20 protein-coding genes, 1 other RNA gene and 1 pseudogene are annotated in these 22,728 nt (G+C 35.8%); 8 read left to right on the forward strand and 14 right to left on the reverse strand.

Features of this window, described 5'->3' with window-relative positions:
• Window positions 1-113 precede the first annotated feature (113 nt).
• Window positions 114-848, reverse strand: coding sequence for an SDR family NAD(P)-dependent oxidoreductase (locus FHL05_RS02620; protein ID WP_162000176.1), 735 nt, complete (start codon window positions 846-848; stop codon window positions 114-116).
• A 378-nt stretch (window positions 849-1,226) separates the two neighbouring features.
• On the opposite strand from FHL05_RS02620, the gene FHL05_RS02625 reads away from it, so the two are divergent.
• Together FHL05_RS02625 and FHL05_RS02630 are read left to right on the forward strand one after the other, a co-directional pair.
• The gene (locus FHL05_RS02625; RefSeq protein WP_153385772.1) at window positions 1,227-1,451 is read left to right on the forward strand and encodes a hypothetical protein; all 225 of its coding nucleotides are present in this window, start codon (window positions 1,227-1,229) and stop codon (window positions 1,449-1,451) included.
• Window positions 1,452-1,750: 299 nt separating this feature from the next.
• Window positions 1,751-2,338 (forward strand): site-specific integrase, encoded by a 588-nt coding sequence (locus tag FHL05_RS02630; RefSeq protein WP_153385773.1) that lies wholly within the window; start codon window positions 1,751-1,753, stop codon window positions 2,336-2,338.
• Between the two features lie 62 nt (window positions 2,339-2,400).
• Here the strand turns inward: FHL05_RS02630 and FHL05_RS02635 are convergent, their stop codons facing one another.
• Window positions 2,401-3,666 carry a CAP domain-containing protein gene (locus FHL05_RS02635; RefSeq protein WP_153385774.1) on the reverse strand — a complete coding sequence of 422 codons (1,266 nt, stop codon included), beginning with the start codon at window positions 3,664-3,666 and terminating at the stop codon, window positions 2,401-2,403.
• Window positions 3,667-3,796: 130 nt separating this feature from the next.
• Complete coding sequence (locus FHL05_RS02640) at window positions 3,797-4,663, reverse strand: DegV family protein (RefSeq protein WP_153521957.1); 867 nt, start codon at window positions 4,661-4,663, stop codon at window positions 3,797-3,799.
• A 136-nt stretch (window positions 4,664-4,799) separates the two neighbouring features.
• Between FHL05_RS02640 and FHL05_RS02645 the strand changes: the two genes are divergently transcribed.
• A complete protein-coding gene (locus tag FHL05_RS02645; RefSeq protein ID WP_153385776.1) occupies window positions 4,800-6,461 on the forward strand; it encodes an Rqc2 family fibronectin-binding protein in 1,662 nt (553 codons plus the stop codon).
• 58 nt (window positions 6,462-6,519) lie between these two features.
• Here FHL05_RS02645 and FHL05_RS02650 read toward each other — a convergent pair whose 3' ends face one another.
• The 7 genes from FHL05_RS02650 to FHL05_RS02680 all read right to left on the reverse strand — a co-directional run bounded on the left by FHL05_RS02650 (window position 6,520) and on the right by FHL05_RS02680 (window position 14,077).
• Window positions 6,520-8,919: an ATP-binding protein gene (locus FHL05_RS02650; protein WP_153521959.1), complete on the reverse strand. Its 2,400-nt coding sequence runs from the start codon at window positions 8,917-8,919 to the stop codon at window positions 6,520-6,522.
• A complete protein-coding gene (locus FHL05_RS02655; protein WP_153385778.1) occupies window positions 8,910-9,998 on the reverse strand; it encodes a carbamoyl phosphate synthase small subunit in 1,089 nt (362 codons plus the stop codon). The genes FHL05_RS02650 and FHL05_RS02655 overlap by 10 nt, the downstream gene beginning before the upstream one ends.
• 26 nt (window positions 9,999-10,024) lie before the next feature.
• Window positions 10,025-10,552: a bifunctional pyr operon transcriptional regulator/uracil phosphoribosyltransferase PyrR gene (pyrR, locus tag FHL05_RS02660; protein WP_153385779.1), complete on the reverse strand. Its 528-nt coding sequence runs from the start codon at window positions 10,550-10,552 to the stop codon at window positions 10,025-10,027.
• 92 nt (window positions 10,553-10,644) lie between these two features.
• Complete coding sequence (locus tag FHL05_RS02665) at window positions 10,645-11,556, reverse strand: RluA family pseudouridine synthase (protein ID WP_162000181.1); 912 nt, start codon at window positions 11,554-11,556, stop codon at window positions 10,645-10,647.
• The gene (lspA, locus tag FHL05_RS02670; protein ID WP_162000177.1) at window positions 11,549-12,013 is read right to left on the reverse strand and encodes a signal peptidase II; all 465 of its coding nucleotides are present in this window, start codon (window positions 12,011-12,013) and stop codon (window positions 11,549-11,551) included. Before lspA ends, FHL05_RS02665 begins: the two co-directional genes overlap by 8 nt.
• Window positions 12,013-13,695, reverse strand: a complete 1,683-nt coding sequence (locus FHL05_RS02675) for a formate--tetrahydrofolate ligase (RefSeq protein ID WP_153521961.1) — start codon at window positions 13,693-13,695, stop codon at window positions 12,013-12,015. The genes lspA and FHL05_RS02675 overlap by 1 nt, the downstream gene beginning before the upstream one ends.
• Window positions 13,679-14,077, reverse strand: a complete 399-nt coding sequence (locus FHL05_RS02680; protein ID WP_153385781.1) for an EbsA family protein — start codon at window positions 14,075-14,077, stop codon at window positions 13,679-13,681. The genes FHL05_RS02675 and FHL05_RS02680 overlap by 17 nt, the downstream gene beginning before the upstream one ends.
• A 27-nt stretch (window positions 14,078-14,104) precedes the next feature.
• On the opposite strand from FHL05_RS02680, the gene FHL05_RS02685 reads away from it, so the two are divergent.
• The 3 genes from FHL05_RS02685 (at window position 14,105) to FHL05_RS02695 (ending at window position 16,643) form a co-directional block, all read left to right on the forward strand.
• A complete protein-coding gene (locus tag FHL05_RS02685) occupies window positions 14,105-14,509 on the forward strand; it encodes a reverse transcriptase-like protein (RefSeq protein ID WP_153385782.1) in 405 nt (134 codons plus the stop codon).
• A gap of 72 nt (window positions 14,510-14,581) precedes the next feature.
• Window positions 14,582-15,595 carry a lipoate--protein ligase gene (locus FHL05_RS02690; protein ID WP_153385783.1) on the forward strand — a complete coding sequence of 338 codons (1,014 nt, stop codon included), beginning with the start codon at window positions 14,582-14,584 and terminating at the stop codon, window positions 15,593-15,595.
• A 103-nt stretch (window positions 15,596-15,698) separates the two neighbouring features.
• The gene (locus tag FHL05_RS02695) at window positions 15,699-16,643 is read left to right on the forward strand and encodes a magnesium transporter CorA family protein (RefSeq protein ID WP_153385784.1); all 945 of its coding nucleotides are present in this window, start codon (window positions 15,699-15,701) and stop codon (window positions 16,641-16,643) included.
• On the opposite strand, the gene FHL05_RS02700 is transcribed toward FHL05_RS02695, so the two are convergent.
• From FHL05_RS02700 to FHL05_RS02715, 4 genes and pseudogenes are all read right to left on the reverse strand, one after another.
• Window positions 16,640-17,758 carry a THUMP domain-containing class I SAM-dependent RNA methyltransferase gene (locus FHL05_RS02700; protein WP_153385785.1) on the reverse strand — a complete coding sequence of 373 codons (1,119 nt, stop codon included), beginning with the start codon at window positions 17,756-17,758 and terminating at the stop codon, window positions 16,640-16,642. The genes FHL05_RS02695 and FHL05_RS02700 overlap by 4 nt on opposite strands.
• Window positions 17,759-17,827: 69 nt before the next feature.
• An RNA gene (gene rnpB, locus FHL05_RS02705) (RNase P RNA component class B) lies at window positions 17,828-18,189 on the reverse strand.
• Between the two features lie 261 nt (window positions 18,190-18,450).
• A pseudogene (gene gpsB / locus FHL05_RS12800) lies at window positions 18,451-18,849 on the reverse strand (cell division regulator GpsB); the annotation flags it as partial.
• 60 nt (window positions 18,850-18,909) lie between these two features.
• The gene (locus FHL05_RS02715) at window positions 18,910-19,461 is read right to left on the reverse strand and encodes an SLOG family protein (protein WP_153521963.1); all 552 of its coding nucleotides are present in this window, start codon (window positions 19,459-19,461) and stop codon (window positions 18,910-18,912) included.
• Between the two features lie 64 nt (window positions 19,462-19,525).
• On the opposite strand from FHL05_RS02715, the gene recU reads away from it, so the two are divergent.
• Window positions 19,526-20,149: a Holliday junction resolvase RecU gene (gene recU / locus FHL05_RS02720; RefSeq protein ID WP_153385787.1), complete on the forward strand. Its 624-nt coding sequence runs from the start codon at window positions 19,526-19,528 to the stop codon at window positions 20,147-20,149.
• Window positions 20,149-22,662 carry a PBP1A family penicillin-binding protein gene (locus FHL05_RS02725; protein WP_153385788.1) on the forward strand — a complete coding sequence of 838 codons (2,514 nt, stop codon included), beginning with the start codon at window positions 20,149-20,151 and terminating at the stop codon, window positions 22,660-22,662. The genes recU and FHL05_RS02725 overlap by 1 nt, the downstream gene beginning before the upstream one ends.
• Window positions 22,663-22,728: the final 66 nt, after the last annotated feature.

The following is a 22,728-nucleotide window of genomic DNA, read 5'->3' on the forward strand; positions in this document are numbered from 1 at the left end:
AAGTCATTCAGAGATTTATCAATATTTGTTAAATTTCCAAATTAAAGTAGATTGAATATTTTTAGTATTGAAGTGCACCCTCTCAATTGGAGACAATATGGAGAGTGTTTTTTCTATACATCTTGTTTAATAGGACGAATGATCAATTCATTAACGTCCATATTATTAGGGGCGTCAATTGCAAAGGCAATCGAGTTAGCAATGTTTTCAGCTGAAAGACCAATTTGTTTTTCGACATTGATTTCAGCTTTTTGATTGTCAGGATTATTGATTGATTTATAAAGTTCAGTTGAAACTGCTCCTGGTGAAACAATAGTTGTCCGGATATTGTTTTTGTGTTGTTCTTCGCGAAGTCCTTCCATGATTGCTCTTACAGCAAATTTCGAACCTTTGTAAACAGCTAAATTTGGAACAACAACATGACCGGCCAAGGAATCGGTTGCTAAGATATGACCATATTTTTGCTTGACCATAGTTGGCAACACAGCAGCTATACCATTGATAATCCCCATAATATTGACATTCAAAATCTGTCGCCATTCAGCACGAGCACAATTAATCAAGGCATTGACAGGCATTACCCCAGCATTGTTATATAAAGCATCGATATGTCCAAATTGTTTGTTGGCGGTATTAATCAAATCTTGAACTTCATTTAAATTAGTTACATCGACTTTTTGAGCAATGATTTGTTCGTCAGGGAATTCATTTTTCAATTCGTTTGGTTTTTCTAATCTTCTAGCTCCAATAACTAATTTAGCGTGTTTTTTTGCTAATTCTCTGGTTGTTGCTGCACCAATACCACTTGAAGCATCTGTAATAATAACAACTTTATCTTTAATACTCACTTAATTTCTCCTTATTACATTTCTTCATTGAATGACTACAGTATATGAATATTTGCTAGCTATGTTAAATACTTTTAAAATATGGACAAGTATAACTATTAATTATGAAAGTTGGAATATTAATGGAACTAAAGATTTCACGTTATTTTTTAGTTGTAGCACAAAAAATTATTACTAAAGCAACAAAAAGTTATTGATATTACAACCTATCCTTTCAAAACAGTTGTCAGATGTCAGATTTTGAAAAAGTAATTTATCATTCCAAAAGATTTGAGTGGTTTACCATTATTAATATCATCTCAAGAAGTTTCCAAAAGTCGTTTTAAAAATTGATGTGGAAACTTAGAATCTAAGATAAACATTATTGGAACCTTTACCTTGGTTTTTAATGCCGAGATGTTGGTAGAAAATGGTAATGCCTATATGATGACTTTTAACCATCTAATTAATAAAACTTATCAAGAACAATTAATATTCCGCCCTCTTAATCCACCGATGATTGAACCAATTACTATTGTTTGGAAGAAAAATGCTATTTTATCGAAAGTGGCACAATTATTTGTTAAACGAATCAAAAATTCTTTACATCAGGATACGAGATAATTACAAATCTTCGAAAAAGCTCATGCTAATTAATTAGTATGAGCTTTTATTTTTGTGATTTTTGATATGTCTGACACGTTCATTCTATGAATTTCAAACGTAGAGATGGTCACATTGAAGATGAACTTGTTCATAGAATTAAGATTCTCAAAAATACTCTTTTTATACTCAAAACGGGGTCTATTTGTAAGAAATAGACCCCATAAAACCTTGACGTATCAACCTAGAAAAATTACAATAAATACCTAGGGGTTATTTATTAATAAAACGAAATAATAGCCCCTACCATGGAGGGTGCTATGAAACAGCTAGTTTTACCAATAAAAGATACAAATGTCCTCAATGAGGTTAAAAATACTCTTTTAAGGAATTTTAAATATGGACGACGCAACTACACAATTTTTCAAACTGGCAAGGCAACTCTTTTGCGAGTCTCTGATGTCATGTCTTTAAAATATCACGATGTCTTTGATGATTATGACGAGATAAAAAAGAACGCTTATATTCACGATAAGAAAACTGGCAAACCAAATACTTTATATTTAAGACCAATAACTAGAGATTTATTGATTTATCAAAAATGGCTTTTAGAAAATCATATCCAATCAGAGTGGTTATTCCCATCTATGGAACGTCCCGAACGCCATATTTCTGAAAAACAATTTTATAAAGTAATGGCAAAAGTTGGCGACCTCTTAAATATTAATTATTTGGGTACACATACGATGAGAAAGACTGGTGCCTATCGAGTTTACTTGCAGTCGAATTATAATATTGCTTTAGTAATGCGCTTGTTGAATCACAGTAGTCAACAAATGACTTTAGCTTATTTAGGATTAGATCAAGAATCACGAGAACAGATGTTAGATCAAGTAGACTTTGGATAAAAAAATAGACTATCAACTCATTTAAGAATTGATAGTCTATTTAATTGGAAAATATTCTACTATTAATTTTGTGACAATTGATTTTGTTGAATCCAAGCGTTAGTACCGATACGATACATCTTCACGTTTGTCTTAGGGTTAACCGCTCTTCTGTCAACAATCCAATCAGTACCTGGTGCAACTGTGAGTCCAGTTGGGTTACCGTTATCATCATAGATAGTAGCATTGGTAGTTGCTGTAACAGATGAACCGGCTAAGAAACTGGCCCAAGGCAAGGCATCATTAGCTGATACGAAACCATTGGTGCTGACGTGATAATAGAAGCCGCCATCAATAATAGCAATCATGTCAGAAATCCAAGAAGAATTTGGTGCCAAGGCAATGTCAGTCCGTTTGTTACCATCGCGGTCATAAACAGTTGTTACTTGATTCTTTGTGGTTACCCCACCACGAAGATCAGCAGTTTGGTAATTATCCCGTGTTTGATAATCAGCACCATCTTTTTTGGCCAGGTCATATTGTGAAACATTGGCATAATCATTTTCATTAGTTAAATAATAAGAGTAAACATCGTTTGCGTCATATTTACTATTAGATGCTTTATCATTACCCATTTCTTGTGAAAAATAAATCATACCATTTGGAGAAATGCTAACACCAATACCAACATAGTCGATGTATGGATTCAACATGTTCTTTCTGTGACCATAATTTGGTTCTGGATCATAAGTTTCACTATAAAATTCATGCGTAATCTTTTGTGCGATTGTTGTTGGATCAATTGAACCAATCATTGAATAAGGCATTTGAGCAATATTCTCTTCAGCATTCAAATTATATGGATACATGTCAGCTGAATTCCAACCCACATGATTATCTACGCTACCAGTATTAATAAAGCTATCAGTTCTTGATTGAGCGTAAACATTCAATGGATTGACCATCTTGAGTGCAGATAAACCATTTTGAGCACGTAATCGATTCAATTCAGTGAACATTGCTGCCTTAACAGCAGCAACATCAATACTTTGATAAGCTGATTGAGTTGTTGCTACATTGTCATTTTCCTTTGATTGTGACTGACTAGTTTGATTAGTTTCACCAGATTGACTAGATGTAGATGGTTGAACAACTTGATTAGTCGTATCACTGTCATCATTTGTCGCCGTTGAGACACCATCAGAATTATCAGTGGTGGTTTGTTCTGAAGTATTGATTGCATTATTAGCAGTCGCTGCATCAGCATAAGCGACATTCCCTCCTAAACTCGTTGCAAGAAGTGCGCTTGCGGCTAGTAACATAGCCGCTCTCTTAGTTTTAGAAAACATGATACTCCCCTTTTCATTATGGAAATAATGGTTATATTTATTTTAACTCATTAGACATATTAATAAAGAACTTATTCTAATAATTATTTTATATTATTCTGATAAAATAAAAAAGCCTTACGGCTTTATTTTAAGATTTATCGAAATCCCTAATCCAAGCAATAGCTAAAGCACCCTTGCCCAGATGAACTCCAATAACAGGTCCAAAGTAAGAACGATCAAGCGTTGTTTCTGGATATTTTTCTTGAAGATCCTTTGCCCAACTGTCTCCAGCACTTGGATCATCGGCATCGATTACTAAAAGTCTTAAGGGATGCGTAGCGTTTTCCATAGCAGTCGCAAGTTTATCTTCAGCCTTTAATTTGGCTTTCTTCATGGAACGGACCTTATCATAAGCCACAATTTTATGAGAATCATTGTCAAATTCTAATAAAGGTTTAATATTTAATACGGTGCCTATTACAGCGGAAGTATTTGATAATCTTCCACCTTTGACTAAATTCTTCAAGTCGTCAACGACGAAGGATTCACCCATCGAATCTCTTAAGGTATCAAGACGCCCGATAATTTCATCGACATCTTTGCCTTCATGAGCCATTTTAGCAGCTTCTTGTGCTAAATATCCCATTAAGCGTACAGTAATTTGAGAATCATAAACAATAACATTAATATTATCAATTAGTTGAGCAGCACTTTTTAGATTATTTACAAATCCAGAGATAGTACTTGCCAAATGAATCGATATTACGGTATCATAGCCTTCTTTAGCCAGTTTATCGTATACGTTCATCATTTCGCCAATTGAAGGTTGAGCCGTTGAAGGTAGTTCAGGTGAATCTTGTAATAATTCATAGAATTGTGAAGTTGTAATATCGATATCTTCACGATAAGTTTTGTTATCAAAGACTACTTCTATTGGAACAACTGTTATATTATATTTATTGACTATTTCTTGTGGCAAATAAGATGTACTGTCAGTTACAATGGCTATTTTCATAAATTTATCAATTCCTTGTTTGGTTACGTATAATGATTGTATAACCCTTAGATTATATCATATTCATACGATATTATATTTGTTACAGAATAAAAGTTTCAGAAATTATTGAGCAATATTAGAAAGGAAGCAAAATATGTCTTTCGACGGAATGTTTACCCATGTGATGGTAAACGAATTAAATCAAAACCTTAGCGGTGGTCGAATCAGTAAGATTCAACAACCATTTGCTAACGAATTGATTCTTACAATTAGAAGTAATCGTAAGAATCGTCAACTCCTGTTGTCAGCTCATCCCTCATATGCAAGAGTTCAGATAACTGATCAACCCTTTGCTAATCCTGCAAAACCTTCAACATTCGTGATGTCATTACGAAAATACATCACCAGTGCTATCGTTAAAGATTTTCATCAACTAAATAACGATCGTGTTGTCATGGTCGATCTTTCGGCCAAAAATGAATTGGGCGATATTCACGATTATACACTTATCATCGAGATTATGGCACGCCACAGTAATATTTTCTTAATTAATAAAGAAAATGGTCGAATAATTGACCTGATCAAACGTGTCTCTCCCGAGAATAATAGTTTCCGTGGACTCCTTCCAGGGGACGATTATAAGTTACCGCCAGCACAAAATAAAATCAATCCATTTTCAACGAAAGATGAAAATTTATCGAATTTATCTGCTTCCGATATTCGTAAGAAATACGAAGGAATCGGCCTGGATACGTCAGCTGAATTAGAAAAGTTCATTGCTAATGGGAAAACTTTTGATGACTTCATCAATCTTTATCAAAACAATCTTCATCCTAATACTGCTAATTCTCAAAGCAAGCATAAGTTAGGTTTCTTCCCAATTGCCTTTTCCAATACGACGACTGAGGTGAAGTCCTATGCAACTTTAAGTGAATTGCTAGATAATTTTTATCTGGATAAAGCTCGAGTTGACCGGATTGAGCAACAAACCAAAAATATTACTAGACGCTTGGATATCATCCTTAAAAAGGATAAATCAAAGGTCAAAAAACTACACAAGCAACTAGATAAAACTGATGTGATGAATAAATATAATCTTTATGGCGAACTTTTGACGACTTATATGTCGAAAATTCAACATGGTTCCAGTTCTATCACCTTGACGAATTATTATAATAATGAAGACGTTACGATTAAGTTGAATCCTGAGTATTCTCCTTCATTAAATGCGCAAAGTTACTATAAGAAGTATCGGAAGTTGCAAAATTCAATCCCTCATATTAAGCAACAGCTCGAATTAACAACTAACGAAATCAATTATTTAGATTCAGTTTTAGCTTCCCTTGAGTATGTTGATATTGAAGATGTTGATGGGATCGTTGATGAATTGATTCAATCAGGCTACATCAAAAAGAAGAAAAAGAATGCTCGCAGAAAACGCAAGAAGAAAGTCGGCGAGAATTTCCAAACAACTAATGGAATTGAAATCACCGTTGGTAAGAATAACTTGGAAAACGACCAATTGACAATGAAACTTTCCCAAAAGAATCATTATTGGTTCCACGTCAAAGATATCCCTGGCTCTCATGTTATTTTAAAGACTAGCACGCCAGATGAAGAATCAATCGTTCAGGCAGCTACGATTGCAGCATATTATTCTAAAGCTCGTGATTCCAGCAAAGTTCCCGTCGATTATGTTCAAATCAAACATATTCGTAAACCTAATGGTGCTAAACCTGGATTTGTGATTTTTGAAGGACAAAAGACGGTTTTGGTTGATCCAGATCGTAAATTAGTCGCTGACTTAAAAGAATAGAAAAATCAAAATGCCCTAAAGCGTTAAGTATAACTTGACGACTTTAGGGCATTTTACTTTATTCTTTTTTACGTAATTCATGCAATTTAGTTTGAATTTCATCTTTATCCAATAATTTATAACGTTTTTTATCTATTGTTAAAAGATACTTCGTATCAAAGTTATTGAAAATATCTTCGAGTGACAAATCTGAACCAATCTTATTACCAAGCAATAATTTGACTAAAGTATCGATTACATGGACCGAACTAGCTAATTCATGTCTGATAATATCGTTGGTCATTCCTCGATACTTCTTAGTTACCAGCCAATGACCGTTACTTTTGACTAATTCAAAGTTATATATATCAACATGATTGTCTTTTTCTAATTCTTGAGAAATCAAACCGGCAAAATCAGCCCGATCTTCGACCGTCATGAAATTATTGACCGAGCTAATTTCATAAGTATGGCCATCACGCTTGCCACGATAAATTACCGATGGAGCAAGATAATTTTGGCCATCGCTGATGACCATGATTTTAACAGTAGTATTGCCCGTTAAATCAATATTTTTAATTTCTTGGGCACTGAACTGAAATACTCGGTCATCGTCTGTATCGACCATATTTTTCGATAAATCAATAATATTTAAGATACTGTCGCTATCGATTAAGTCTAAACTTTTGATTTCCATGTGAGGATCGTCAATCTCGACAACTTTTCGTCTCGTTCTCAAAGGCGAATTCCAAGGCTCGCGACCAATGATAATTGGTTCCAAACCGTTTTGGTCAATTGATTTAGCAAGTTGGAATAAAACGAATTGTCGAATCATGATATCAGTTTTTGAAGTAATAATCGGCGTACGAACGATAATCTTCTTTCGATCGCTTAATTCCAACTCGTTACTGATACCGCTAGTTACAAAATAATTATGGTTGATATATTGATTGTTAGCTACAGAGACGGCACGCTTATTTTTAACAACAGTTTTTGTGACAATGTCAGGACTGTCGAGCAATAGTTTGCTATGTCCAACACCCTTAACTCCCATTTCGACCATTCTTTCAACATTTCCGCCATCAATCTCGCCTTCACGAATAATCAAGCTGTTATCGATAATGTTTTGTAAAGCAGCTAAGTACGGTAAATTTATCCCCGTAATTTCTGATAGAACAGGCTTTTCAAAATTTCTACGCAAAGCCTCTAACAAAACATCCAGCATCCAATTAGTGGGATGAATGATTTTTTCAAATAATTCATCGTCATCTAATTTTTTCAATTCATTATATCGTTCAAAATTATTGTTCAGTTTGTCATTTAAAGCGCCCTTATTGAGAACTTCCTCCAAACTAAAACCATTGACGACGATACTTGAATTGGAAGTTTTACTTGGTCCAAGGTATCTTTGCTTGTCATTTTTCCATTGAGGAAATCTCGAAGTGATATGGTCAACAAATGGTTCTGTGGCTCCATTGAAGGAATTCCCAGCATCTAATTGCAATTTATCTAAGTGATACCCGAGACATAATTCAGCCACGGCAGTTGCCAAAGGATAACTAGTAGCATACTCCAAAAATTTAGTCTCCTCACTTAATCGAGGAATAAATTCCGTAATATAAGACTCATTGGTAACGTGATTGTAAGCGAAATGGACTGTGCAGACACCAACAACGTTAAAAGCTCGTGCTAACTTAATCGAGAAATTTCGTAAACGTTGAAGCTTCGAGTCGTTCAATGAAACAGCTGGGGAAATCAAGTTGGAATCCAAATGGTGAATCCCAATTGGTTCAATATCCTCAATTGTGCCAATCAGAGCGGAATTATCGAAGCGGTCTCGCAAAATAGTAAATGAATATTCGCTGAATCCACGAATACTACGTTCAATTTCAATTTTAGTATCGTCGATATCTTCCATCGCCATGAAGTTATCTAATTCAAATAGATTATTGATATTAGTCCAGCCACTGGAGTGACGGTTCGAATATCTTCTGCGAGCGATAATTGGAAAGCCGATGGAACGAATGAAACTATATATTTCTTTTTCATCATCAGAAGAAACAAATTTAATCACGGGTAAATTAGCTTTGGTTAAACGTTTGACAAACAATTCACGCTTGAAAGTTGCTAATGAGGCTGCATAATTTGGACCCAGAACTCTAGTTTTCCCAATCTTACCATTCAAACTAGCAACTATTCCCAAAGCATTGCGGTCCCCCACTGTTGGCAAGATAGCGTCGGGATGATATTTTTGCACATACTTCAAAACATTCTCGCCGCTAACTTTTTCAACGATGGTCTTGTCGTAAAAATCACCTGATGATAACAGTGAAGTTGGATCCTCAACAATGATTGAGATTTTATAACCCAATTGGTGCAAAATGTCGACTGTATCGTAAAGTGCCGTCGACAAATCAACGTTCTTATCGCTACTCGTTGGTCCAATAATTAATATGCTATGTATTTCATCTAATTCCATTGACTTCTAACTCCCTCTTGCTGTCTGACTGATTCAATCAAATCGATGAATTCATCAAAGACATAATATCCGTCAGTAGGTCCTGGGGCTGCTTCGGGTTCAAAGAGCACACCCATAATTGGTAGATATTCGTGACGAATCCCTTCAATCGTTCCATCAGAAACGCAAACGTTAGTAACGATAAAATCAGAGGCACTAATATATTTTGGATCAAGGGTATAAGAATGATTGTGATTGACGAAATCAATTTTGCCACTGGCAACTTCTTTAACTGCTAAAGAAGATTCGTGGTGCGGCTGTGGCAATTTTTCAATCTGACAATCATTAGCCATCGCAATCAAAAGGTTCCCCAAGCCGATTCCGAGGATGGGGTAGTTCTTTTGCAAAATTTGAATAGTTTCAATCGTTTTAGGTAAATCTTCTGGTGCTCCTGGTCCGTTGGAATAAATAATCCCATCAGGATGTAAATTCTCAATTTCTTCAACCGTTGATTTATAATTGACGATTACCGAATTACAGTCCCGATATGATAATTGCCGTAAAATTGAATATTTAAGTCCTAAATCGACGATAACGATTTTTAAGCCCATATTAGGATTAGGATACGATTGTCGCGTCGAAACGCGTTTGACTAAATCTGGTGGCAAAACTAGCGCCTTGATTTGATCAATGGCATGCTCATCGTGCGTATCCATAATGCTAGCCTTCATTTCTCCATGTTCAGCAATATGTTTTGCTAATGCTCTAACATCAACATTTTTAATCCCAGGAATTTTTAAACTAGTAATCCAATCTTCAAAAGAAATCGATTTATCGACTGTCAAAAGGCTGGATGAACCAATAACGACTCCCTTGCATTGGGAATTGATTGATTCGTAGAAATCTCGATTAATTCCTGAGTTACCAACAGAAGGAATCGTGAACGCAATAATTTGACCTTCAGTATCAGGATCAGTTACTGATTGTTCGATTCCAGTCCGGTTATTTGAAATCACTAATTGTCCAGTAGTGATTATAGAAGATCCAAATCCTTCACCTGGAAAGACGGTTCCATCTTCTAAAATTAAATAACGTTTCATTCCATAGCAACTCCTTTAAAGATAGCTTATTCAATTTCAATCTTGTCTTCGCCATCAATTTCTTTCATTGATACTTTGATTTTTTCCTTTTGAGAAGTCGGAATATTTTTGCCTACAAAGTCAGCTCTAATTGGTAGTTCACGGTGTCCACGGTCAACTAAAACAGCTAGAGAGATTTTCTTAGGACGTCCGGCATTCATTAACGCATCCATAGCGGCCCGAATCGTCCGACCAGTATATAAAACGTCATCTGTTAAAATTACATGTTTATTATTTATATCAATATCTAATGGTTCCGTTTTTACTTTAGTAAGATCCTTTTCATCATGAGTTTGGTCATCACGATAAGGAGTAATATCTAGCTCTTCAACTGGAATCTTGATGTTTTCCAATTGTTTTAATCTTGATTCGATCCGGTGAGCCACAAAAACACCACGAGTTTTAATACCAACTAGTACTAAATCATCGATTCCTTTATTTCGTTCAATAATTTCATATGTTATTCGAGTCAAAGCACGTGTCATTGTTTGACCATCAATAATTTCTTTAGCCATATTTATTCCCTACTTTCAAAAAAGCACTCACTAAGTGAGTGCTTTACTATTTTTATAATCACACACAATTCTATTTCTAAATTATAGCACGATTAAGATTGTCGATGACGCAATTGTGCTAGTGTATCTAGAAAAATCTGTGGAGGCTCAACTGAAAATTCCATCCACTTATGCGTTCTAGGATGTTCAAAGCCCAGGGTCTTTGCGTGTAAGAATTGTCCCTTACCATCAAGGGTATTTTTCGGTCCATACAATGGGTCCCCAGCAACGGGATGACCAATGTATTTCATATGAACTCTGATTTGATGAGTCCGACCAGTCTCTAACTTCAATTTCAACAGTGAATAATTTTCAAACTGTTCTAAAACTGTAAAGTGAGTGACTGCATGACGTCCATCTTCAACAACTGCTTGTTTTTTACGATCAGTCTTGGAACGCCCCAGTGGTGCATTGATTCGACCAGTCTTTTCTTGGAAGTTGCCATGAACGATGGCAACATATTCACGGAGATTACTCTTCTCCTTCAATTGCTTCATCAAAGATTGTTTTGCTAAATTATTTTTTGCAATCATCAATAGACCAGAAGTATCTTTATCGATTCGATGAACGATACCTGGTCTAATGACATCGCTGTCGTTGATTTGACAATGATACAAAATAGCATTGACCAAAGTTTTATCCGGATGACCAGCAGCCGGATGAACGACCATCCCTTGAGGTTTATTGACCACAATCACATCTTCGTCTTCGTAAACGATGTCTAACGGGATGTTTTCGGGAATAGCCTCTAAAGGTTTTTCTTTAGGAATGTTAACAATGATTTTATCACCAGTCGTCAATTTGGCCCCCGTTTTAGTTATTTCTTTATCATTGACCAAAACGTTGCCATCTTTGATGAATTTTTGAAGTTGAGATCTTGTAAAATCACTGATTTCAGTACTTAAAAATGTATCTAAGCGACCTTTTTTTGTTTCGTTGTACTCTAAATTTAAAGACTTACTTATTATTTTTCTCACCTGCTAATTGGATAATCAATGACGCGATAATGAAGATTACACCAATCGTGATGTAGGTATCGGCCAGATTAAAAATTGGAAAATTGATAAAGTCTAAATTGAACATGTCGACCACATAATGTCTGGTAAAACGATCAATTGCATTACCCATTGTTCCCGCTAATAAGAATATCAAAGAAAATCGATAAAGATAATCTTTTTTATCAGCTTTTATAAATAAATATACTAAAACTACCACAGCAATGATAGTCACAATGTAAAAGAATAACATTTTACCTTCAAGCATGCTCCAAGCAGCACCAGTATTAGTGATATGCGTAATTGAAACGATACCTGGAATAAAATCATGGACGCTCATTGTTGCAATATTGGTCGTAACGTAATATTTCAGCGTTTGATCACCAACTATTAAAACTGCAAATAGCAGCCAATAAACCAACTGCACTAGAATAGTCCTCCGATTGTTCCTTCATTGTCGACATCCATCCCTAAAGCGGCTGGTTTCTTGGGAAGACCTGGCATTGTCATAACATTACCAGTTAAGACAACGACAAAGCCTGCACCTAACTTCGGTACAATATCAGTTACATGAAGCGTAAAGTCTTTAGGTGAACCCAGTTTTTTAGGATCGTCACTCAATGAATATTGAGTTTTGGCAACACAGACAGGTAAATCGTCCCAAGCATTGTCTTTTAGAACTTGCAATTGGTTTGAAGCTTTCTTGCTGTAAGCAACATTATTAGCTCCATATACTTCGGAAGCAATTGTAGCAATCTTAGCTTCAGTAGTTTCGCCGTCTTCATAAAGACGAGTATAGTTGGCTTCTTTTTCGGTAGCACGAACAACTGCTTTTGCAAGAGCTTGACCACCTTTACTACCATTGTGGTGAATCTCTGCCAATTCAACTTCTACACCGACTTCATCACAAAGGGATGTCAAAAGTTTAATTTCATTAGCAGTATCAGTTTCAAATTTATTGATAGCGACAACCACAGGAATGTGATAGTAACGCATGTTGTGGATGTGACGTTTCAAATTCTTAAAACCTAAGTTCAATGCGTTCAAATCTTCATCTTTGATATCAGCTAATTTTTGACCGCCATTATATTTCAAAGCTCTCACAGTTGCCACGATGACAATTGCATTTGGAGCATGATTGAGTTTTGGTGTCACGATATCAAGGAACTTCTCGCCACCAAGATCGGCTCCAAAGCCAGCTTCTGTGACCGCATAGTCGCCAAGTTTCATAGCTAACTTTGTAGCTAAGATACTATTGCAACCATGGGCAATGTTAGCGAATGGACCACCGTGAATGATAGCTGGAGTATTTTCCAGTGTTTGAACTAAATTAGGCTTCAATGCATCTTTTAAGAGAACAGTAATGGCACCTTCAACATGAAGATCTCTGACGAAAACGGGTTTCTTGTCAAAAGTGTAAGCAATCAAGATACTTGAAATTCTTTCTTTTAAATCGTCAATGTCTTGAGCTAAACAAAGTACAGCCATTAATTCGCTAGCAACGGTGATTTCAAAATGTTCTTCTCGAGGCATGGAATTGAATGGACCACCTAAACCAACTACAGTATTTCTTAAAGCACGATCGTTAATGTCTAAGGCTCTCTTCCAAACGATTCTTCTTGGATCAATGTTCAAACTATTTCCTTGATGGATATGATTATCGATTAAGGCTACTAAAGTGTTAACAGCACTTGTTAAAGCATGCATATCGCCTGTAAAGTGAAGATTGATATCTTCCATCGGTACTACTTGAGCAAATCCACCACCAGTAGCGCCGCCTTTCATCCCCATAACTGGTCCAAGAGATGGTTCACGTAAAGCCAAAACAGTTTTCTTGCCTAATGATTGCAACGAATCAGCCAAACCGATGGCAACCGTCGATTTACCTTCACCGGCAGGAGTAGGATTGATCGAAGTAACTAAAATTAATTTACCGTCATCTTTTTCCATTGCTTTGCCGATGCTGCGAGCAGAAAATTTGGCCTTGTAATGACCGTAAGGTTCAATATCGTCGGCAGTTAAACCGACCTTGTTAGCAATTTCGTTAATATTTTTCATTTTATCGTGCTCATTGATTTGAGCGATTTCGATATCACTTGGAAATGACATTGCTTTCACCTGCTTCTTTTCTAATTAGATTTAAAATTCCCCTAGTAGAAGTTACCCTAAATGGAAAGAAATCGTGATTATTAAAATCAAACTCAATCGTCCATTTATTATCTATCTTTAAACCAACCTCCGCATGTTTAAAACTGCGGGTTTTGTAGTAAGGCTCTTTGATGACTACTTCATCGTCTGTTATTCTAACCCAAGAGTTAGCTATAATGTAGAAGACGTAAATTCCATCAATAATCCAAACTAAAAACGGAATAAAGCTTAGCGCCATAATTTCCAACTGTAAAATAGACCCTAAACATGCAAGACTTAAAGCAATCGACCACATGATGATTCCCCATGCACCAGCTGGTTGAACAAAATGTTTCTTTGACATAATTTCTCCTGAAAGGTTCTAAATAATATGATTAAATTGTACACCGATGCCGGATTAAATACTAATTTAAATCTAGGCGTCGTCTCTTACGTAATAAAACGAAATAACAAAATTTATCAAGATGCACTTCACCAAGATAATCAAGATAATCATTATCTCGAATTCTTAGCCTTAAAAATTGCTTTGCAAAAAATTATAGAAAATCATTGGAATGATGAGATAGTTTTAATCCATTCCGACAGTCAAATCGTCATCGATAGTTTGGACAAGAATTATTCCAAAAATTATCAACCGATACTCGATGACATTTTGTCTGAGCTTGAAAACTTTCCTGAATATTTTGCCAAGCACATTGCTGACAAGGATAATCGTGCTGCACATACGCTCGTCCATCAAGAAATGCTAAAAATTAGGACACATTCTGATAAATAGCTGATAATTTGTTTCTGCAAATTGTAAAGTATGCTACTATTAAAACGCTTTCAAATAAGAGGAGGTTTTCCCATGTACTATGTTGTAATGAAAGATCGCGATATTCGTGATAACTTAGCTACGGAACAATACCTAATGAATAACGTCAAATTCGATGAACCATTAGTACTGTTCTATATTGAAAAACCATGTATTATTGTAGGACGTAATCAAAACACAATTGAAGAAATCAATAGCGATTACATCAAAGATAACAATATCACTGTAACACGCCGCATCTCTGGTGGTGGAGCAGTTTACCAAGACCTCGGCAACCTTTGCTTCAGTTTCGTGGTTGATTCAGATGATAAAAACTTCGGTGATTTCAAATCATTTACGCAACCAATTATAGACGCTTTGCATCAAATGGGAGCCACAACTGCCGAAGTGTCCGGTCGCAATGATCTCTTAGTCGATGGCAAGAAATTCTCTGGCAATGCTATGTATTCTAGAAACAATAAGACATTCTCTCATGGAACTTTATCCTTAGATGTCGATTTAGACGTTCTAACAAAAGCTTTGCACGTTTCCAAGGATAAAATAGCTTCTAAGGGAATTAAGTCAATTCGCTCAAGAGTTACTAACTTACGTCCATACTTAGCTCCTGAGTACCAAGATTTAACAACAGAGCAATTCCGCGACCGCTTATTATTAGAATTATTCCATGCCGATAATTTAGATGAAATTAAAGATCACGAATATGTCGTAACTGATGCTGATCAAAAAGAAATCGACAAAATCAAAGAACAATATTATTACAACTGGGACTGGGTCTATGGTAAATCTCCTGCCTTTACAGCTAAACAAAGAAAACACTTCGATATGGGAACAGTTGATGTTCGTTACAATATCGAAAATGGTAAGATAGAGCATGTTGAGATTTATGGTGATTTCTTTGGTATGAAAGATGTTAATGACATTAAAGAAAAACTTTTGAATCTTAAATATGATCGTGAAGAGATACTAAATGTGCTCAACCAATTTAATCTTGATGATTATTTCAAGGGCATCCCTAACGATCAATTGAGTAAACTATTTACTCCCTAACTATTAATTTAGAAATTTTAACTACAAAAAAACGGGTTGAGAAAATAATTCTCAATCCGTTTTTTATTTTTTGGTATGATTGTTTTTAATGAGAGGATAAAAAATGATTAATGAAACCATATTGAACCAAGATGTAAAATTAATAGATGTTCATTCCACTAAAACACTCAACGACGATGATCGTACCCAGTTAATTGAAAAATATGGTCTGACTAATGAAATTTTAGATTACGCTGATGATGAAAATGAACGCGCTCGTTTTGAATATGACGATATTTCTAAAACTTACTTGCTGGTCTATAACGTTCAAAATGAAAATAATCAAACAACTGATTTGTCGCAACGTACCCTGCCTATTTCATTTACCATTAAAGATAATCAATTGTTTCTTTTTACAAACGATGCTACGCATTACATCAAAGATTACTTATTAAAGGCCAAACAGCGAATTAAAACAAATATCAAGGATAAACTTTGGGAATATATTTTCAATACTTTTGACCAAATAACGAGTGACTTTAGTGACCAAATCAGTGAAACCGACAGTATACGAAACAACATTCAACATTTGATCAAGCGTCATCATTCTTCTGAAAAGCAAATTCTAGAATTAGCCAACTTACAAGATTTGACCACTTATCTGAATACTGCCATCAACGGAAATTTAGGAGTCTTGAAACAACTAGAACTCATTTCGTCGGGCAATGTTCAAGATTTACATCTAACTAAATCTGCCCATGAACATTTGCATGATTCCATGATTGAAATTGAACAGATAAAGAATCAGGCGGATCTCAGTTCAGACATCATTGATCGAATTTCAAACACTTATAACAATATTTTGAATAATCGAACAAATACGACCATGAAGATACTGACAATCTACACGATTATTCTCAGTATCCCCACGATCGTATCAGGGTTTTACGGAATGAACATGAAATTACCAATTGCCGATAAGGGCTGGTCTTGGGTCTTTTCATTAATCATCACGATTATTATTATTTTAGTAATTCTTTGGGACCTACACAGGCGCGATACGCTCTAATGTTTTTTAGCCCAATATTGGTAAAGATCGGTCTTTAATGAACCATTATATAATTTACGTTTTTTAGTGGCTAAGGAACCGAAGTATTTTTCAAATTCGACATCACTAGTTAAAATATATTTATTCCAAGTGGGAGCAGTCGCAAAGACTTCTCCCATTTCTTTATAAAGTTTTCTAACTCCTGCCATGTCGCTCATTCGTTGACCGTAAGGTGGGTTAGTAATAATGGTTCCGTACTCCCCTTCAATCTTTAAATCTTTGATAGCGACTTGTTTAAATTGAATATCATGCAAAACGCCAGCGTCATGTGCATTTAATTTAGCAATATCGATCATTGAACCATCGATATCTGAAGCACGAATATCTAAATCGACATCTTTGACGCCAGCTTCAGCTTCTTCTTTGAGATTCTCAAGAATCTTATTATCGAACCAATCGAAGTTTTCAAATAAGAAATGACGCTTTATTCCTGGAGCAATATTTTTAGCCATTCGTGCTGCTTCGATTGCAATCGTACCGGAACCTGTGGTTGGATCTAAGAATGGATCTTCTTCTGGATGCCAGACAGTCAAAAGAATCATTGCAGCAGCGAAGTTCTCCTTCAAAGGAGCAGCACCATGCTCGATTCTGTAACCACGCTTATAAAGCGATTCACCAGTAGTATCAAGTGTTACTTCAACAGCATCTTTATGGATTCTAGTTTCAATTTGAAATGTTGCGCCAGTCTCTGGTAAACGTCCACGACGCATGAAAACATCAGCCATTTTATTTACGATGGCTTTTTTTGTTATGGCTTGAATATCACGTTCTGAATGCAATTTTGATTTAACTGTTCTTGCTTTAATTGGAAAAGCCGCATTCAATGGCAACCAATCATCCCAAGCAATTGCATAAACTTTATTAAAAAGTTCATCAAAAGTGGTTGCCTTGAACGTTCCAATCAGAATTTTGACACGGTCAGCACTTCTTAGCCACAAGTTAGCTCTAGCAATATCTTCATACTCGCCGTCAAAATAGACCTTACCATTCTCGGTCTTTGTATCGTATCCCAAATTTTGTAATTCCTTTGCGGTTACAGATTCAAAGCCGCTTGACATAGTCGCAATTAATTTCATATTGCCCCTCTTAGTTTAATTTTTTGTATAAAAAAAGGACGAACAAGTCGTCCCTCTGCCTCGATAAACTCCTATAAGCCACGTTTTGTTCATGTATCAGGACGGCACCCTAATACAGTTAGTAATCATCTATCTACAATTAAGCCTTCACAGTAGATTCATTTCTCGTTATGAAGCGCCCCTACCAAAGTTTGGGTTGCCCGCTTGCGGGGTTTACCTCGTTCCACCATTGCAATTTCTCACAATAATACGTCTCTGTGGCACTTTCAAGCTAGTAACACATGGTCAAAGACTTTAGTGCGTTCACTGCCATTACCTTTATAAAAGGCACCTTGGTTTATTGGACCAAGCACAAACACTGCAAGCATCTCAGCTCGCGCGGGCGTGGACTTTCCTCAGCCTAGATAACTAGACCGCGATTACTCGTAATTTACCGACTTGAATAGTATACACTAAAATTGATTAAAATGGTTATTATTATTCAAATTTCCATTAAAATTATTTTGATTTTGGCCAGAAGCCCCATTTGTAGGGCTATTTGGTTGAAAATTATTTGAGTTTTGACTAGGATTATTAAAGTTATTGTTCATTGAGCCTTGATTCATCCGTGGATTAACTTCAGTGTGTCCACTCTCTACTCCACTATGGTTGTTCATATTATTAGGAACAACTGCTGAAGCAAATTGTTTCGACTCGTTATTTTCTGGAACGCCATTAGCAAAATCATGACCAAAGACACGTTTTTCCAAATTAGAAACACGTTTTAAAATATCATAATTAGTTGAAGCTTCAGCCGTAGCCGTCATAGCTGGCTTTTGTCTCAATCGATTATTTTTTTGTCTTTGTTGAAAGTTATTTTGTGGATTTGTTGGGCGTGCTTGAGCTAAACGGTCATTTTCCGACTTTAATTGACTGATTTCATTAGCAAATGTTTCGTAATCTTTAATAATACCATCTAAGAATTGGTCAACCTCTGTGGGATCATAGCCACGCATTTTTGTCTTAAATTCTTTTTGCAAAATATCATTTGGTTGATAATTTAATGAAGTTTCATTTGAATTGTCATTGCCATTTGGTTGTTGTTGGTTCATTCCGTTCATATTATTCATTATTAAACACCCCAGTGTTAATTATTGTCGATTTAACTTATCCTAACTATCATATAACATATTAGCAAAGTCCTGCATAGAATCAAAATCAATCAGCTCTAATTGGTAGTCGATACCACGATTTTGATAAGCTTTGATTGCTTCATAATCAAATTTAGGTTTGCCACCACTGTCAGGATCATAAAAAATCAAAGCGCCATCTGTGTGTTTAAGCATAAAATCTTGCCAAACTCGCAGTTGCTTACCACTATAATAACTCTTATTAGAAATTTTATTGACATAGTCGGCATTTCTTAAAAAAACATTTAACAATAGCTGATTATTTTCATTCCATTTTTTACCAAACTCGTTAAAAGGTAATATCACTGCATGTCTTATATTATAGCCTTTTTTCTTAACTTCTTGTATGGCCTTTCCGATAATTTGTTCTGTGCCAAGTTGAGCGCCAGTGATGACCCATTGAGTTCCGTCTTCTACGTAATTAGTAATTCTTTGTTCAAAAAAGTCTTGAATTACTTTGGCTTTTGGGTCATTATCTTTAAAAATGCCCAGTTCATATGAACGGTACCCTGTGATCCATAAATTTTTTATCATCAAGAACCTCCTTAAATAATATTTTTGCTGTCATGGTATAATTTGCAACGTAGGAGTTGATATTTTGAAAATAAACTACCCAGATGGAAGAAGTTTTAATAATCCATCACACTCTTCTCTCCACGCTTCTAGTGCCAAGAAAAAACTTATTTTTGGCGATCGCGGTATGACTCTGGAAGAAGAGATTAATGAAAGTAACAAGTACTATCGCAGTCATGATATCGCAGTAATTTATAAAAAACCAACGCCGATTCAAATTGTTAAAGTCGACTATCCTAAACGTAGCCGTGCCGTTATTAAGGAGGCATATTTCAGACAGGCTTCGACAACTGATTACAATGGTGTTTATAATGGTTATTATGTTGATTTTGAAGCTAAGGAAACTAAGAACAAAAATATCTTTCCTTTAAAGAACTTCCATCAACATCAGATTGATCATTTGCGGATGTGTCAAAAACAAGGTGGCATTTGCTTTGTTATTATAAAATACGTTACATTAAAACGATATTTTGTAATGCCAGCCGATACCTTATTTTTGCACTGGGATGCTCAAAAACACGATGGCGCAAAGTCAATTCAGCTTCAAGATATAATTGATAGCTCAATTGAGATCAAGGCTAACTATGATCCTACTTTACCGTATGTTGATGCGATTCAACAACTCATCGAAAGTGGGAAGGAGAAATAATGAATAAAAAGAATAATAATATTTTGACATTTAAAAATATTTTTAAATGGGTTTTATCTATTCTAGCTGTTTTAGTGGGAATATTTTTATTTGTCTTTGTATATTACGCTTTCAGTGCCCCGGCAATCAGTCAGGAAAATCTGCAAAGCGGTGGCTCTTCAACAATCGTTGATTCCACTGGTAAACAAATTGCCTCGCTTGGAGACAATAAGAGAAATTATGTCACCATCGATAAAGTTCCTCAACAAATGGAAGATGCTGTCGTTTCCATTGAGGATAAGAACTTTTATAACGAACCTCTAGGAATCGATCCGGTTCGTATTGCTAAATCAGCTTTTAATAACGTTACGAAAGGAACTCTCCAAGGTGGGAGTACTTTAACGCAACAATTAGTTAAGTTGACGGTCTTCTCGACTGATACCAAGGACCAAACTTTTAAACGTAAAATGCAAGAAGCTTGGCTTGCCATGCGTGTCAGTCAAAAATTTTCTAAGCAACAGATTTTGGAATTCTATATGAATAAAGTTTATCTGAATAATGGTATTTATGGGATGCAAACTGGTGCCAAATACTATTATGGCAAGACATTGAAACAATTGTCTCTTGCACAGATGGCCATGTTAGCGGGATTGCCTAATGCACCAAGTAATTACGATCCTTACACTCACCCTGAGGCTTCAAAGAATCGTCGTGATTTAGTTATTAGATCAATGTATAACAATAATAAGATTACTAAATCTCAGGCTGAAAAAGCTATCAACACGCCAATCAGTTCAGGTTTGCAGCCATATAAGAAAGTAACTAATAGTAATAATACTAAGAGAATCATCTCTGACCCTTATATAAAGGAAGCAATTTCCGAAGTTAAGAAAAAAGGCTTCGATCCTTATCGTGATAACCTCAAGATAACGGTCAATATGGATTATGATGCTCAAAAGAAACTTTATAATATCGTTAATAGTTCTAATTACGTTTCATTCCCTGACCAAAAGATGCAAGTTGGATCAACTATCGTTAACCCTAACAATGGTAAAGTCGTAGCGATGATTGGTGGTAGAAATCTCGGCGATGTTCAATTTGGATTGAATCGTGCGGTTCAAACTTCTAGAAGTAATGGTTCAACAATGAAACCAATCCTAGATTATGGACCAGCTATTGAATATCTCAATTGGTCTACTTATCATCAAGTAGAAGATACTGCCTATACTTATCCCGGAACTAGTATCGAATTGAAAGATTGGGATGAGCAATACGATGGTCAAATGAGTATGCGTAAGGCTTTAGTAAATTCTAGAAATATTCCAGCTATACGTACTCTTTCCGCAGTTGGTTTTACCAAAGCAAAGAAATTTGCTTCCAAATTAGGAATCGATATTAAAAAGAATCAAGGCTTGTCAGCTGGTATCGGTAGCGATGTTTCAACATTACAAGGTGCTTCAGCTTATGCAGCCTTTTCAAATGGTGGAACGTACTACAAACCATATTATGTTTCTAAAATTGAAACGGCTGATGGATTGACCCATAACTATGGCAAATCTGGTAAGCGGGTCATGAAGACTTCAACTGCCTACATGATTACCGATATGCTCAAGGGTGTTCCTTCAACTTATGCCACATATGCTAAAATTTCTGGATTGCATCAAGCTGGTAAAACCGGTACAACAAATTACAGCGATTCAGCGATTGCAAGTAATTCCGCTTTAAGTGGTACAGCTCAAGATTCATGGTACAACGGCTATACGCCAAATTATTCAATCAGTGTTTGGACAGGTTATGATTCACCAAATCAAAACGGTATTTCCTCAACCTATCAAAGTATTGCTGGTAAGATTTATAAAGCTGAAATGAGTTACTTAGCTAATAAATCAGACAGCAATCCTAATTGGAAGAAACCTGACACCGTTGTATCAAGGATGATCAAGAATGATGGTTCAACTACTCCAGTAGTAGCATCGCCAAGTTCAAGTTCATCAAGTTACACAAAAGAATTGTTTGTTAAAGGACACGCTCCATCAAATCCTTACAAGAGTTCAGATTACTCAACAAGCAGTGCCTCTGGCTCAAGCAGCAATCAAGTAACTACTAACCAGCAATCAAGCAGTTCTTCAGAATCAAGTGATAATGAAAATGATGATACCGATAGTAATAATGAAACTGGAACTCAATCAAATGGCAGTGATGATTCAACTGACACAACGACTGATTCCAACGGTACTTCATCATCAACAGACTCTAACGGCTCAAGTACAAATTCCAATACCAATACTGGCGGTAATACTAATACTGGTAGCACTGGTGGAAATACTAACACAGGTAATACTGGAAATACCGGCAATACTGGTAGTAACGGTGGCGGCACGACAACTGGAGATACCGGTTCAAGTGGCGACACAGGATCAACCAATACGGGTGGTACAGACAGCACTGGTGGTGGCAGTACTACTAATAGTGGTGCTACTACTAATGGTTCATCGAGCAACAGTTCTACTGTTCAGTCAACCAGCGAACAATAAATTATAAATTACAAGCAAAAAAGCCTTGGAAACGAAATTTTAAACGTTTCTAAGGCTTTTTTTGTG

Origin of the sequence: Companilactobacillus halodurans (assembly GCF_009600995.1) — a bacterium.
Classification (GTDB): domain Bacteria; phylum Bacillota; class Bacilli; order Lactobacillales; family Lactobacillaceae; genus Companilactobacillus; species Companilactobacillus halodurans.

Excerpts from the sequence above, each read along its gene's own strand:
- pyrR (WP_153385779.1), bottom strand. The coding sequence starts at position 10,552 with ATGGCTAAAGAAATTATTGATGGTCAAACAATGACACGTGCTTTGACT.
- FHL05_RS02645 (WP_153385776.1), top strand. The coding sequence starts at position 4,800 with ATGTCTTTCGACGGAATGTTTACCCATGTGATGGTAAACGAATTAAAT.
- FHL05_RS02695 (WP_153385784.1), top strand. The coding sequence starts at position 15,699 with ATGATTAATGAAACCATATTGAACCAAGATGTAAAATTAATAGATGTT.
- FHL05_RS02700 (WP_153385785.1), bottom strand. The coding sequence starts at position 17,758 with ATGAAATTAATTGCGACTATGTCAAGCGGCTTTGAATCTGTAACCGCA.
- FHL05_RS02685 (WP_153385782.1), top strand. The coding sequence starts at position 14,105 with ATGATTAAATTGTACACCGATGCCGGATTAAATACTAATTTAAATCTA.
- FHL05_RS02715 (WP_153521963.1), bottom strand. The coding sequence starts at position 19,461 with ATGATAAAAAATTTATGGATCACAGGGTACCGTTCATATGAACTGGGC.
- FHL05_RS02675 (WP_153521961.1), bottom strand. The coding sequence starts at position 13,695 with ATGTCATTTCCAAGTGATATCGAAATCGCTCAAATCAATGAGCACGAT.
- FHL05_RS02640 (WP_153521957.1), bottom strand. The coding sequence starts at position 4,663 with ATGAAAATAGCCATTGTAACTGACAGTACATCTTATTTGCCACAAGAA.
- FHL05_RS02690 (WP_153385783.1), top strand. The coding sequence starts at position 14,582 with ATGTACTATGTTGTAATGAAAGATCGCGATATTCGTGATAACTTAGCT.
- FHL05_RS02650 (WP_153521959.1), bottom strand. The coding sequence starts at position 8,919 with ATGGAATTAGATGAAATACATAGCATATTAATTATTGGACCAACGAGT.
- FHL05_RS02635 (WP_153385774.1), bottom strand. The coding sequence starts at position 3,666 with ATGTTTTCTAAAACTAAGAGAGCGGCTATGTTACTAGCCGCAAGCGCA.
- FHL05_RS02680 (WP_153385781.1), bottom strand. The coding sequence starts at position 14,077 with ATGTCAAAGAAACATTTTGTTCAACCAGCTGGTGCATGGGGAATCATC.
- FHL05_RS02630 (WP_153385773.1), top strand. The coding sequence starts at position 1,751 with ATGAAACAGCTAGTTTTACCAATAAAAGATACAAATGTCCTCAATGAG.
- FHL05_RS02655 (WP_153385778.1), bottom strand. The coding sequence starts at position 9,998 with ATGAAACGTTATTTAATTTTAGAAGATGGAACCGTCTTTCCAGGTGAA.
- FHL05_RS02725 (WP_153385788.1), top strand. The coding sequence starts at position 20,149 with ATGAATAAAAAGAATAATAATATTTTGACATTTAAAAATATTTTTAAA.